Below are 13,194 nucleotides of genomic sequence, written 5' to 3' on the forward strand. Positions count from 1 at the left end.
CGTTATGACTGATACCCAGACTTCACCCGACACGACCGCTGAAAAAGACGCACCGCCAGCGGTCGAGCTGCCGTGGGCGGACGTTCACGTCGAGCACCACAAGATGCTCCGCCTGGCGCCGCTGCAAACCGACCGCAATACCGGTGGGCGGCCATTGCGCTTTGTCGAATTCGGTTACGCCGACCGCCACAGCAAGGACCACAGCCTGATGCGCATGAGCATCAAGCTGCCCGGTCAGCGCGTGCGCAAAGAGCAGAACCATCTGGACGTGTGGGTCGATCACACCGCCAAGCGTGTGCATTTCGAGCCTGAAAGCGGTTTGCAGATTGAACCGATGAACCGTGGCATCGGCCGGTTCATGGCCGCCCAGGGCATCACTTGGGCGAAGAAGCGTTGGCCTGGCTACACCGTCGACGGCACGGATCTGAACAATAAAGATGCGTTGAACGAAGACACGCGCCTGCGCCGCGATCAGTTTCTCAAGGCCCATGGTTTTGAAGTGGTCTACGCCGACGCCCAGCATTTGAAAGGCAGCGTCAAAGAAGTAAAGGTCGAAGACCTGCTGGGTGACTGGAACAGCGAAAAGCTGCAAGTGGTGGAAATACTCGAAGCCGCGCAGATGCTTCAACAGGCCGAGCAGAACCTGGCCGAGCAGGAAGTGAAGCTGAAGAAACACGAAGAGAAGGTCAGCAAGTACAAGCGTGAAGACGCCGGTCTGCGCTTTACCATTACGTGCCTGGTGGCGTTTGCGGTGTTTCAGGCGGGATTACTGATCTGGATTGCTACGCACCGGTAACGATCCGAGACCGCGGCGCGGTCTGCGCGGGCAAGCCACGTTCCCACCGATTTTGCGTCGTGCCCAAATGATGCGGCACACACAAGACCTGTAGGAGCAAGGCCTGCCTGCGAAAGCGCCCTATAGTCAGACGCGGGAAGCGAACAGGGCCTGATGATCGCGGCACTGCTCCGCACTCAACATGAACACACCATGCCCACCGCGCTCGAAATCGAGCCAGGCGAAGTCGACTTCCGGGTACAGCGCCTCAACGTGAACCTGGCTGTTGCCCACTTCAACTATCAGCAAGCCCTTCTCGGTCAAATGATCCGCTGCTTCAGCGAGCATCCGTCGCACCAGGTTCAAACCATCATCACCGCAGGCCAGGCCCAGTTCAGGTTCATGCTGATATTCGTCCGGCATGTCGGCAAAATCTTCCGCGTCAACGTAAGGCGGGTTCGACACGATCAGGTCGAAACGCTGACCCGGCAAGCCGTCAAACCCATCACCCTGAACGGTGTACACCCGCTCATCAACGCCATGGCGCTCGATGTTCTGGTTGGCCACTTCCAGCGCTTCGAACGACAGATCGGCCAGCACTACTTCAGCATTCTGGAATTCGTAGGCGCAGGCGATACCGATGCAACCGGAACCGGTGCACAGGTCGAGAATCCGCGCCGGCTCGGCCCCCAGCCACGGCTCGAAACGCTTTTCGATCAGCTCGCCAATCGGCGAGCGCGGGATCAGCACACGTTCGTCGACAATGAACGACATCCCGCAAAACCAGGCTTCGCCCAGCAGGTAGGCGGTCGGAATGCGGTCTTCGATGCGGCGTTTGAGCAAGCGTTGCAGATTGACCAGTTCGTCATCTTCCAGGGCGCAATCGAGGTAGCTGTCAGCGATCTCCCACGGCAAGTGCAAGGCACCCAACACCAGTTGACGGGCTTCGTCCCAGGCGTTGTCGGTCCCATGGCCGAAAAACAGATCCTCCCCATGGAAGCGGCTGACGGCCCAACGGATATGGTCACGCAGGGTACGGAGGCGGGAAGTGATCACGGGGGTAAACTCCAGAAAAAACGACTGGCGATTCTAACAGCCAAAACGCGCCACGACGACGCGGGAAAACAGCAGATCAGATGTAGGACATGTCCATTTTCACTGTTGGCTATTGAACAAAACCTGCATCTTGACAAGGCTGCACGCCAGCAACGACGGCGCCTGCGATAGTAGCGATTCACAGAACCGCTCAGCCAGAGGACAATGTCGCAAAAGCCCCACTCCAAGGAGCCCCAGAATGTCCGTTCCAAAAACGATGTTTCAACTCAGCGGCCGCGGTTACGCAGCAGCCAATCTGGGTCATGCGACCCTTGTCATCATCGATGCCCAGAAAGAATACCTCAGCGGCCCGCTGGCCCTGACCGGCATGGATGCTGCCGTCGCGAACATCAAGCAACTGGTGGCCGCTGCCCGTGCCGCCGGTCGTCCGATCGTGCATGTGCGCCATCTCGGCACCGTGGGCGGGCTGTTCGATCCACAGGGCGAGCGCGGTGAGTTTATCCCGGGCCTGGAGCCGCTGGCGGACGAAACCATTATCGGCAAACTGCTGCCGAGTGCGTTTCACGGCACCCCATTGTACGATCGACTGCAAGAACTCGGCTCCCTGGACCTGATCGTGTGCGGCTTCATGAGTCACTCCAGCGTCAGCACCACCGTGCGTGCCGCAAAGAACCTGGGCTTTCGCTGCACCCTGGTTGAAGACGCCTGCGCGACTCGCGATCTGCCCTACAAAGGTGGCGTACTCACAGCCGAGCATGTTCAGCACACCGAAATGGCGATCATGGCGGACAACTTCGCCACCCTCGCGCTCACTCATGAACTGATCTGATCGGCCTCGAAGAGCGGTCAATACCGCCGCTCATCCGCAAAAGCCTCTCATTTGCTGCAATTGACTTAGCCTCAGGAACAACCCGGACAACTCCCGGTCGAAGGGCCGATACCCATTGAGGAAGGTCGGAATGAAGTTATCCGATGGTTTTGACGCACGCCGCTTGCGGCCCAAGGGCCAACGCAACTGGCGTTTTCGATTCGGCGCAGCCTTTGCTGCCTTGCTGGCGACGTGCGGTGTGTTGCTGGCAATGGCCGGCGCCGCCAGCCTGCTCGGCCGCCCTCCGGCCCTGGGCGAATTGAATGCCAGCCCGCTGGGCTCGGCGATCATACTGGCCGTTGGCCTGTTCGTGCTTTATATCGGTGTGTGGCTTTGGCGTCGTTGCCGGCGTCGTTCGCGCCAATCGCGAGAGCTGAACATGTCCCCGCACCTGATGAAAAAACACGATTGAATTGAAGGCCCGGCTTTTAGGCGGGCCTCAATTGTTATGGATAGTGCCTCGACTTGGGTAAACTGGCCGCCCTTCGCGGAGGCTGACATGCAAGACGACGATTTTTCCCTGTTCAAAAGTGCGATCCAAGGCGTCAAGCCGATCAAGCACGATCGCGCCGAAACCGGCAAACCCAAGGCCGACCGCGCGCAAATCGCCAAGTTGCGTCAGGCCGCGACCGTTCGCACCGATGCCACCACCGTTGATGGTCTGTCCGATCAGTTCGTGATCGACGTCGGCCCGGAAGACGAGTTGATGTGGGCCCGTGACGGCGTTCAGGAAAGCCAGATACGCAAGCTCAAGATCGGACAGATTCCGTTCGAAGGCAGCCTCGACCTGCACGGCATGACGGTGGAAAAAGCCCGGGAAACCCTCTGGGCGTTCCTGGCTGAAGCAACCAAATTCGAAATCCGCTGTGTGCGTGTCACCCACGGCAAAGCCGTGCGTCTGGACGGCAAGCGGCCGATGATCAAAAGCCACGTCAACACGTGGTTGCGTCAGCATTCCCAAGTACTCGGCTTCACCTCTTGCCAACCGAAACATGGCGGTGCCGGCGCGGTGTATGTGATGCTCAAACGGACCATGATGGAAGGTCGCGACGAGTAAAGCTGTCGCTTCACGCTTGCAGCGCCGTGTTTGCCACCGTACCCTTGCCCTTTGCGAAAATCCCCACAGGTAGTTTCATGTCCCTGGAACAGAATTACACCGCGATTCTCGGCCAATTGGGCGAGGACGTCTCCCGCGAGGGCCTGCTCGACACGCCAAAGCGTGCCGCCAAAGCCATGCAGTACCTTTGCCGCGGCTATGAACAGACACTGGAAGAAGTCACCAACGGTGCCTTGTTCAGCTCCGACAACAGCGAAATGGTGCTGGTCAAGGACATCGAGCTTTACTCGTTGTGCGAACACCACCTGCTGCCGTTCATCGGCAAGGCTCACGTCGCCTACATCCCGAGCGGCAAAGTATTGGGCCTGTCGAAAGTCGCGCGGATCGTCGATATGTACGCTCGCCGCCTGCAGATCCAGGAAAACCTCAGCCGCCAGATCGCCGATGCGGTCCAGCAAGTCACCGGTGCCCTGGGCGTTGCGGTGGTGATCGAGGCCAAGCACATGTGCATGATGATGCGCGGTGTGGAAAAGCAGAATTCGTCGATGATCACGTCGGTGATGCTGGGTGAGTTCCGCGAAAACGCCGCGACACGCAGCGAGTTTCTCAGCCTGATCAAGTAATTCGTTACACGAAGAAAACCGGCATTCATCGCCGGTTTTTTTTCGTCTGTGAAAAATCAGGTAAGCTGCGCGCCTTCCGTTCGCCCTGTGAGGCTTATTCCGTGTTCGTAAAAGCGCTTCGTGTCGGCCTTGGCCAACTGATCATCTTCATCGACTTCATTACTCGCCCAAGCAAGAAGCAGCGCCCCGCCGCCGCTCAGGCTCAGGTCGAAACAGCGGCCAAGGACCTGACGCTGTATCAGTTCCACGCCTGCCCGTTCTGTGTGAAAACCCGTCGCACCCTGCGTCGTCTGAATGTGCCGGTAACGTTGCGCGATGCGAAGAACAACGAACAGGATCGCCAGACCCTGCTGGAGCAAGGCGGCAAGATCAAGGTGCCGTGCCTGCGCATTGAAGAAAATGGGCAGACCACCTGGATGTATGAGTCCAAGGTGATTATTGATTATCTGGATAAGCGGTTCGCAGCTGCCTGACACGGCGGATCTCGAACAAAAATAAACCGGCCCATTGGCCGGTTTATTCGTTTCTACCCTCCCCCCAGTCGTTTCCCGGCTTGCTTGTGATGCGAGCCGGGCTCGGTCAGCGGTACGACGAAGGCCTCCCTCCCGGCGATATATCCCTATTGCCAAACTTTTCGTCTACAAAATCAAAAACATTATTTGCTTTATTTGTATACAAAAGCATAATCCACTTCGTGCGAGTTTCTGACCAGCCGGTCAACAAATTCGCAAATGCCTCAAAGGGCCGCTGCCACCCTCATGGGTCCGGCCCTGGAAATAACAATAAAACTCTTGAGGAGTATTCGCTGTGGAAAGCCGCAAATCCGAAGCCCCGACGCTGGAACTCTCGCCGCCGTTACGCAATGGCTTGCTTGAGCGCATTTTCAAACTCAGTTTGCACGGCACCACGGTGAAGACCGAGCTGATTGCCGGTCTGACAACCTTCATCACCATGGCCTACATCATCTTCGTCAACCCCAACATCATGGCCGACGCCGGGATCGATCACGGTGCCGCGTTCGTCGCGACCTGTATCGCTGCTGCGCTCGGTTGCCTGTTAATGGGCCTGTATGCCAACTGGCCGGTCGGCCTGGCACCGGGCATGGGGCTGAACGCCTTCTTCACTTACACCGTGGTCGGCACCATGGGCTACAACTGGGAAACCGCCCTTGGCGCGGTGTTTGTTTCCGGTGTGTTGTTCATGTTCCTGACCTTTTCGCGGATTCGCGAATGGTTGCTCAACAGCATTCCTGTGAGTCTGCGCTACGCCATGGGCGCCGGCGTGGGGCTGTTTCTTGGGTTGATCGGCCTGAAAACCGCCGGCATTGTCGTTGATAGCCCGGCCACCCTGATCAAGCTCGGCTCCCTGCGCGAGCCCGGCCCGTTGCTGGCCGCCATCTGCTTCCTGATGATCGCCGTGCTCAGCTACCACAAAGTGTTCGGTGCGATCCTCATCAGCATCATCACCGTGACTCTCGCGGGCTGGGGCCTGGGCCTCGTCCACTACGAAGGCATCATGTCTGCCCCGCCAAGCCTGGCGCCCACCTGGATGGCCATGAATGTTGCCGGCGTGTTCAACGTCAGCATGATCAGCGTGGTGCTGGCCTTCCTCTTCGTGCACATGTTCGACACTGCCGGCACCCTGATGGGCGTCGCCCAGCGCGCCAACCTGGTGAACGCGGACGGCCGGATTGAAAACCTTTCTCGCGCCATGAAAGCTGACAGTGCTTCCAGCGTGTTTGGCGCTGTAGTCGGCGTCCCACCCGTCACAAGCTATGTGGAAAGTGCCGCTGGCGTAGCGGCGGGTGGTCGGACTGGTCTTACCGCTGTGACCGTGGGTGTGTTATTTGTTGCAGCCATGTTCTTCGCTCCACTGGCGGGCATGATCCCTGCTTATGCAACAGCGGGTGCGCTGATTTATGTGGCGATGCTGATGATGGGCGGCATGGCGCACATCGAATGGGACGAAGCGACCGACAGCATTCCGGCGATCGTCACTGCGATCATGATGCCGCTGACGTTCTCGGTTGCCGATGGCATCGCGCTGGGCTTTATCACCTACGTGGTCCTGAAAGCCTTCACCGGCAAGCACAAGGAAATTTCCGTCAGTCTGTGGGTGTTGTGCGCGATCTTCATCGCCAAGTTTATTTTCTTGTAAGCGTTACGGCGTCAGTGTTTCAAATCAGCCTCACCCCGTCGGGTGGGGCTTTTGCACAAATGGAGGAAAGTGATGAGTCTGGAAACCTGGCTGCTGTTCAGCGGCGCTGCGCTGGTGGTGATCCTGATCCCGGGGCCCCTGTCTTTGCTGATGATCAGCAACAGTCTGAATTACGGTTTGCGCCGCTCTTACCCGGCGTTCCTGGGGGGCGTTATTGCCTCGATCTGCCTGCTCAGTGCCTCGGCGCTGGGCCTGGGCGCCCTGTTGCTGGCATCGGAACAGTTGTTTAGCGCGCTGAAAATCGTTGGTGCGCTGTACCTGTTCTACCTCGCCTGGCAGAGCTGGCAGCAATCGCGCCAGCCATCGGTTGGCGCTGAAGTGCCCCAGGCTGCACCGGTGCCACGTTTTCGTGCCCTCTTCGGACGCGCATTCGTGTTGGGCGCGAGCAATCCGAAGGATATTTTGTTCTTTGCTGCTTTCCTGCCGCAGTTTCTGAGCGCCGAACAACCGTTCCTGCCGCAGTTGCTGATGATGATTGCGACCTGGACTGTGCTGGATCTGCTGTGCAAATTAGCTTATGGGCTGGGCGCTCATGGTGCGGCCAGGTATTTACGCAGTGGCAAAGGACAAAGTTGGTTTAACCGGGTGAGCGCAGGACTCTTCAGTGGAGCGGGCGCAGCCTCCTTACTAAGCAACCACTGATCGTATTGCCCTATTACTTGAACTCTTGATTTCATTAGATGTTATCAACGCCAACGCACTAAGAAGTGTTTGCCAAGGATGGCAACACTTCAACCCCGCCCCGCAACAAACCGCAACACGCGATATAAATATATATAGTTGTCTTTTCAGAACTCCCCCTACCATGGCGCTGCGATTTTGCACACGACGCCTGGAAAAGGAAGTTCCTATGGCAATGGTTTTCCAAACCCCCGATCCCGATCACTACAATGCCGTCGAAGTGACGGATATTGAACTGCAAGCCAATGAGTACTCCCCTACCACTATTGATTTCGATAAAGAAAGCATCGCCTCCGCCCCGCAACAAACAAATGCCAATAAAAGCCAGCTACGCGTTATTGATGAGCTGTTCGGCCCTATAAAAATAGGTACCCACTCGATTACCCGGTGTGCACTGGATGCACTGGGCGCGACATCAAATGGTCAGGATTGAACGCTCAAAACACGTTCTTGCGACACCCCAAGCGGTCTTTTATCAACGCCTTGCAATTTGACCCTTTATTTATTGAAGCGCGTATGCGATTCACCGGCACCCGGGATGATTACGCACTGCCTTCCTTGCTGTTTGAAATGGCGTCGCAACGCCCACTAACGGCTCCGCCCCTGCTAAGAGAATTACCTGATCCCGCTGCCGATCCTGAACAGTACCGCCACAAACTGGACAAATTGCTGAACGCGGCGCAGAGGCTTGATATACGCCACGCGCACTTGTCCAAAACCACACCTCCCTGGGTGAATCGGGTCAAAAGTAGCAGCATGGTCAGCATGGGGACCGGGCTTCAGGCCTTCGGTATTTACAGCGGGCTGCGCGGCCTGCAAGACGCCATTGCAAGAAAAGATCATGGCGAAGTTGTATTCAACAGCCTCAGCACTTCAGCGGAAGTCACTTCATTAGCCGTCGAAGTGGCGGTCACCAAGCAAGCAAAATACATGATCGAAGCCGGGCAAAAAGCCTACAGGGATTTTGCCAAAACCAGCTTCGGCGTTCGACTGGGGCGTGGCGCGGGGCTGATCGCGAGCGCACTGACGTTGCCCTTCGATGTCATGTCCGCCGTCAAATCCTTTAATAGCGCAGCGGCAACCACAGGCAAAGAAGCCACGGATCACTATGTCGCTGCTGGCTTGAGTGTGACCAGCGCGGCCATGACGTTGATTCTGGGTGCCGCCGCACTGGCAGGTTTCTCCTTTATCGGCCCGGTGGGGCTGACGGCCGGACTTCTGCTGGTGGCAGGTTCTCAGGTCTATGCGGCGGTACGCGTTGTCGACGATATCGATGATTACATCGAACTCACTACCCATGAGCGCCTGCGCACGGGCTGGTTCGCCTTTTGGGGAATTCTCCCCGACGACGACATACAAACCCGCCACGCGATTGCCAAATCAACGGTTGAACATTCGAGATTGTTACAAGCGACCGCCCGAAAATTACTGGAAGGAAAATTAAAAGACAGTACAGAAGTCATTGTAAACGGCAAGTTCAAGGTCGAGCTAAAGCCGACACAGGTGCCTAGCTTCGATTGGGAGGCGCAACAGTACCTATATAAAACCATACAAAAACCGCACGTCATTGATAGTAACGACACGATTGATGCTCGGAACGGTGTGACTGACGACATGCCCGGCGCGGAGTTCGGAACGCCAGGAGAGAACAAAGGTGCGGTGTGGTTTATGGGTGGCGGCGACGACACCATCGTGGGTGTTGAAAAAAAGCCAAACAGATTCTATTACGGCGCAGGTATCAAGCATCTGACCGGGGGAGAGAAAGACGATGAATTCATCTTCGAAGGCGCCGCCGAACTTCTCAAAAACGGTCCAAAAGACCCTCTACCCACTCTTCTGAAAGGTGGTTTGGGCAGCGATACGCTAGTAGTTACCGGGAGCTATCCTGAGGGCAACCGCCAAAGATTCGGGTATTTCATCGACCTGAACGAAGGACGACTGTCCATCATCACCCGTGACCAGACCAATGAGGGCCGTTTCAACTATCGGCACACGCTTCTGGAGAGCATTGAGAACGTCGAAACCCTGGCCGGTGCGCAAAACAAGGTCATCGGTACGGGCGGCCCGAATGTCATCAAGTCGCGCGGTCGCGACACCATTGAGGCGGGCGCCGGGGATGACAAAATCTATCTCCTGAACAATGAAGGTACAGCCGCCGGAGGTCCCGGAAAGGATCACTACGCGGTGGCCCATAAACCCGGCAACGTATTCATTACTGAAGATGGCGTGGAGGAGAGCGTCATTGCACTTGACTGGAGAATGGACCTGATAAAGAGCTGGAAAATCGACAATCACGAACTGGTCATCACCTCAGGCTTTGATCTCGACGATCTTAAAGAGCGGGATGTCTACATCAAGGGCGTCTATAAAACAGCCAACGATCGACGGCAACTGCAGAACAGGAAACTGACTTTCGTTACAAAGGACGGGTTTCATTTGATGCCTGAACTTCCTGAAACCATAGAGGCTGCCGGCTCCCTCGAGATTAAAACAGTCATTACTGAACAGGGAAAAACCCAAAACCCGGTCATCCTTTACAACCGTGAATACACGATCGCACACGACAAAAACACGAGTTATTTTGTTTCGCGACTCAATAAACATACGATCCTTACAGTAAAACAACGAAGCACAAACACGCTGGCAACCCTTTATCTGGAGTATGCCAGCCATGAACTGACGCGGGTCGAGGCTTACTTCAAGGTAGACCTGATGCGCCAACGTGACTTTGATCGCATCATGTACAAAGAATGTGGTCTGACCTTTCACTTTGACAGTCAGCGATTGACTATCAACAACCTGGCCAGCTCTATCTGGGGCGGCGACCAGAGAATCACAAGCCGACTGACGCGCCCCACCAACGTGTTGAACCAAGCTGTTCTTCTGATCATGAATGACGGTGTTTCTTATAGAGTCGATCCACCCTCCTTGCCCGATTCAGCTTTTTCCAACGATCAGTTCGAAATAAACGGTCCAATGGAGCGCACCCGCCAAGTGCCGCTGCCACTCGTGGCCAGAGAAGGAGCGCCTGTTTTTTGTCAGCCCTTGGACAACGAGGCCCATCACCTGGGCAACCGGGAGAAGTGCGTCCAACTGGTCGCTTACCCTGAACAAACAACCATCGAACATCTGGAGGGTGACGGCTCGACGTACCTTGTCCACCTCAGCTCCGAAATGACGCTAGGCATTTCAACGCCAGGCGCTCGAGCGAACGCCCTACTCAAATCGCCATCGGCGTCTACCTGGGAATTCGATGCAACGAGCCTCGCCTACACCAGAATCAAACGGGTGGACGACTGTCTGCTGATCGGACATACCGTCATTCACCTTCCGCACTACGACGACCCACAAGATTTGATCGATCAGATACGGGTCATCACGCCAGACGGCGTTGTCTATAAAGTCGATCTGGATTTCGACGAAGTCTATATCGACTCACTGGATGGCCGGTATTTCAAAGGCGATGTTCTGAACGAGGGCGCCCTATTGGCAGACCTGAGAGCCTTGGAAATGGAGGACCTCGCCGTTCGAAACATAGCCCTGAGAGACGGTACTGTCGGCAGTCTGTCTTACAACCTGTCGGACCGTCGTTGGATACTTGATACAGACACGTCCCGCACGGTCCTTTACGCCGACCTGGTGCCTTTACACCGGTGCGCCCACCAACTCGAACACTGTTATGAGTTGATGGCGTTTGGCACTCGTTCCACCCCTCCGGTAAGCGCCGCCGATCTGCGGATACTTTTAGACACCTGCAAACTTCTATAGCGCCTACGCAAGACTTCAAACCTCAGGATAGGCAGACGTCTTTTGTAGCAAATACCGCCACACCCTATACATATTTATCGCCTCTCGACGGCTGATCCAATCAAAACTAACCACCGTGTTTTCCAGGGCCGTGCTTCTTCACGAGCCCTGCTTTTCACCCAACTAATTTTTCGTCTGTATCAGCGGCCAGTCCTGATTCAGACCTTCACCTGATTATTATCGGATCTACGGCCATGGCTAAACCACCCAAGAAAATTCCAAACCCTAATACGCCTGGCACTTCATCATCCTCCACCAGACTCTCTCCTGAGGATGACGTGGCCAGGGTCGGCCCGTCCGGCCGCAATGACACGCCCGTGCAGGGAGAACTCACTCCCCTTGTCCCTGCCTCAAATACGTTGCCAGGCGACACTTCCCAGCAACAGCCCGTGGTTGTCACCCACATGCCTGCTCGCACTCCTCACCCCTCTTTGCAACCGGAGAACAGGGTGTCCTGGCCTCTTGAGCAGGTTGATCAACTGATACGCATCGGTGACACCGGGCTCTTCATGAGCAAAGAGCAAAGGTTATATGCCCACATTGAATACGCAGGCATTGGCAGAGTGGAACCGAACGCCAACGGAGACTACCAAGTCTATTTCCCTTTCGCCCCTGACCATGCCGGACCGGTGCTGAAGAAGGTTGAAGGCAAGCCGCTGTGGTCCATTTTTCCGTCAACTCCAGGCGAACAAAAAGTGGGTTCGCGCGTGACCGCTTCGACCTTCGCGGCCCCCGTCCATCTGATCAACAATCCACTGGTGATCAGAAAACTACCCGCCGCTGACAGGCTTGGAATTCGTTGGCACAACCTGAGAAGTTATGTCGAGTTGCTCGACGAAGGCATTGTTCAAGTCGTCAGAAACGCGAATGGCGATTATCAGGCGACCTTCGGCCAGGAATGGACACCTTCCGGCCCCGTACTCGAGAGGGTTGGACTGACACGATTCTGGCGACGTAAAGCTCCGACGCAAACCACTGATCAACTGACGGCTCGTCAACCGTCCTCCACCGTCGAAGAAGCCGGTCCGAGCAAGCGCCAGCGCCTTGAGGAACATGAACAGCAGCCAGGCCCCCGTGGGCCCGAGCAACAGGTTATTCCTCTCTACCCCGCCCACCCGACCAATGAAAACCCCTACCTGTGGGCATCCTGGGGAAAGGTCAACAAGCCGCATTCAACGGAATCCATACAGATCGGTGAACTGCATTATGAAACGGTACCCAAGGTCAAAAACGTACCAAAAGTCTTGAATTACCTCCAGCATCCCCAATTCCAGCCTTCTCGTTTCGACTTGTTTGAACAGATGTTGCACGCGAAACCCTGGTTGCAGCCCGTACCGGTAGTCCTGAACAGCGATGGCAAGTGGATTGTGAATAGCACCCGCCGATTGTTTGAAAAACCGATGACAGAGTCTGTTTCAACTACCTTCCCGGACTTTTCACCGGTCACCTCGCGCGCTGTCGCAAAACGACTATTCGAATATTCGGGGGGATCCGAGGTAATCGCCCGCGACGGCTTGTACACCACCATATTGACGCTGGATCACTGGAAGGAACGGGCGGGCATCTTTGATGCAAAGTTCGAAAATCCGATTGATTTATTGCCTGTCGCTTCACGCATGGATGATGAGGGGACAATCATTTCCATGGTGCCTCCGGCATTTGGCGAACCCTTGCGCAGGCTGGACTTCCTCCCCAGGCATTTCCAGATGGAATGGGACAGCTTTGTCGCGGATCGCTCTGACTACAACCTCAAACGGTTAGTCAGCACCGCATTGATCCGCAACGGGTATGACGTGTTTCCTTTATTGAATGAACATCGCAATCCCAAGTTGATATTCAAACGCGAGGGTCATGACAAGGTTTACTTCCTGAAACTCGGTATCGTCGAGAAAAATGCGATTGGACTAAAACCGTCTCTTGCGCCCGAACTTGCCTACCAGGCGTTAGCTTCACAGGTGGGGAATGAAGCCCGGCAAGCTCTCATTACCGCCAACCAACAAAACAACATTGTCTGGTTATTAGGCGGCGTTCAAACAACGCCGTCTGGATGGCAGTCTGTTTTTATTATCAGAGAGCGCTGATACCGCCTTTCTTCAGTGATAGCCGCACA

Annotated in this window: 12 protein-coding genes; 11 read left to right on the forward strand and 1 reads right to left on the reverse strand. The window is 55.9% G+C overall.

The window, feature by feature from the left end:
- Positions 1 to 4: 4 nt before the first annotated feature.
- A complete protein-coding gene (locus tag RHP74_RS21525) occupies positions 5 to 796 on the forward strand; it encodes a hypothetical protein (protein WP_311096262.1) in 792 nt (263 codons plus the stop codon).
- A gap of 126 nt (positions 797 to 922) precedes the next feature.
- On the opposite strand, the gene prmB is transcribed toward RHP74_RS21525, so the two are convergent.
- The gene (gene prmB / locus RHP74_RS21530) at positions 923 to 1,831 is read right to left on the reverse strand and encodes a 50S ribosomal protein L3 N(5)-glutamine methyltransferase (RefSeq protein ID WP_010456646.1); all 909 of its coding nucleotides are present in this window, start codon (positions 1,829 to 1,831) and stop codon (positions 923 to 925) included.
- Between the two features lie 238 nt (positions 1,832 to 2,069).
- Here prmB and RHP74_RS21535 point away from each other — a divergent pair, with 238 nt between their 5' ends.
- The 10 genes from RHP74_RS21535 to RHP74_RS21580 all read left to right on the forward strand — a co-directional run bounded on the left by RHP74_RS21535 (position 2,070) and on the right by RHP74_RS21580 (position 13,165).
- Positions 2,070 to 2,660 (forward strand): cysteine hydrolase family protein, encoded by a 591-nt coding sequence (locus tag RHP74_RS21535; protein WP_010456648.1) that lies wholly within the window; start codon positions 2,070 to 2,072, stop codon positions 2,658 to 2,660.
- A gap of 130 nt (positions 2,661 to 2,790) precedes the next feature.
- Positions 2,791 to 3,111 carry a hypothetical protein gene (locus tag RHP74_RS21540; RefSeq protein WP_010456650.1) on the forward strand — a complete coding sequence of 107 codons (321 nt, stop codon included), beginning with the start codon at positions 2,791 to 2,793 and terminating at the stop codon, positions 3,109 to 3,111.
- A gap of 87 nt (positions 3,112 to 3,198) precedes the next feature.
- Positions 3,199 to 3,756 carry a Smr/MutS family protein gene (locus RHP74_RS21545; RefSeq protein ID WP_010456652.1) on the forward strand — a complete coding sequence of 186 codons (558 nt, stop codon included), beginning with the start codon at positions 3,199 to 3,201 and terminating at the stop codon, positions 3,754 to 3,756.
- A 77-nt stretch (positions 3,757 to 3,833) separates the two neighbouring features.
- The gene (gene folE / locus RHP74_RS21550) at positions 3,834 to 4,379 is read left to right on the forward strand and encodes a GTP cyclohydrolase I FolE (RefSeq protein ID WP_003204506.1); all 546 of its coding nucleotides are present in this window, start codon (positions 3,834 to 3,836) and stop codon (positions 4,377 to 4,379) included.
- A 101-nt stretch (positions 4,380 to 4,480) separates the two neighbouring features.
- A complete protein-coding gene (locus RHP74_RS21555; RefSeq protein WP_311096263.1) occupies positions 4,481 to 4,852 on the forward strand; it encodes a glutathione S-transferase N-terminal domain-containing protein in 372 nt (123 codons plus the stop codon).
- Between the two features lie 334 nt (positions 4,853 to 5,186).
- A complete protein-coding gene (locus RHP74_RS21560) occupies positions 5,187 to 6,536 on the forward strand; it encodes an NCS2 family permease (protein ID WP_172791410.1) in 1,350 nt (449 codons plus the stop codon).
- A gap of 72 nt (positions 6,537 to 6,608) precedes the next feature.
- On the forward strand, positions 6,609 to 7,238 hold the full coding sequence (locus RHP74_RS21565; protein ID WP_010456665.1) for a LysE family translocator: 630 nt from the start codon (positions 6,609 to 6,611) through the stop codon (positions 7,236 to 7,238).
- Positions 7,239 to 7,446: 208 nt separating this feature from the next.
- Complete coding sequence (locus RHP74_RS21570; protein ID WP_311096264.1) at positions 7,447 to 7,710, forward strand: hypothetical protein; 264 nt, start codon at positions 7,447 to 7,449, stop codon at positions 7,708 to 7,710.
- Positions 7,707 to 11,045, forward strand: coding sequence for a calcium-binding protein (locus tag RHP74_RS21575; RefSeq protein WP_311096266.1), 3,339 nt, complete (start codon positions 7,707 to 7,709; stop codon positions 11,043 to 11,045). The genes RHP74_RS21570 and RHP74_RS21575 overlap by 4 nt, the downstream gene beginning before the upstream one ends.
- A 233-nt stretch (positions 11,046 to 11,278) precedes the next feature.
- On the forward strand, positions 11,279 to 13,165 hold the full coding sequence (locus RHP74_RS21580; protein ID WP_311096267.1) for a hypothetical protein: 1,887 nt from the start codon (positions 11,279 to 11,281) through the stop codon (positions 13,163 to 13,165).
- Positions 13,166 to 13,194: the final 29 nt, after the last annotated feature.

It is taken from the genome of Pseudomonas sp. SG20052, assembly GCF_031766055.1.
GTDB classification, from domain to species: domain Bacteria; phylum Pseudomonadota; class Gammaproteobacteria; order Pseudomonadales; family Pseudomonadaceae; genus Aquipseudomonas; species Aquipseudomonas mandelii.

What these genes read in the sequence shown, in the direction of transcription:
- RHP74_RS21540 (WP_010456650.1), top strand. Translation starts at nt 2,791, where the DNA reads ATGAAGTTATCCGATGGTTTTGACGCACGCCGCTTGCGGCCCAAGGGC.
- RHP74_RS21535 (WP_010456648.1), top strand. Translation starts at nt 2,070, where the DNA reads ATGTCCGTTCCAAAAACGATGTTTCAACTCAGCGGCCGCGGTTACGCA.
- folE (WP_003204506.1), top strand. Translation starts at nt 3,834, where the DNA reads ATGTCCCTGGAACAGAATTACACCGCGATTCTCGGCCAATTGGGCGAG.
- RHP74_RS21525 (WP_311096262.1), top strand. Translation starts at nt 5, where the DNA reads ATGACTGATACCCAGACTTCACCCGACACGACCGCTGAAAAAGACGCA.
- RHP74_RS21545 (WP_010456652.1), top strand. Translation starts at nt 3,199, where the DNA reads ATGCAAGACGACGATTTTTCCCTGTTCAAAAGTGCGATCCAAGGCGTC.
- RHP74_RS21570 (WP_311096264.1), top strand. Translation starts at nt 7,447, where the DNA reads ATGGCAATGGTTTTCCAAACCCCCGATCCCGATCACTACAATGCCGTC.
- RHP74_RS21565 (WP_010456665.1), top strand. Translation starts at nt 6,609, where the DNA reads ATGAGTCTGGAAACCTGGCTGCTGTTCAGCGGCGCTGCGCTGGTGGTG.
- RHP74_RS21580 (WP_311096267.1), top strand. Translation starts at nt 11,279, where the DNA reads ATGGCTAAACCACCCAAGAAAATTCCAAACCCTAATACGCCTGGCACT.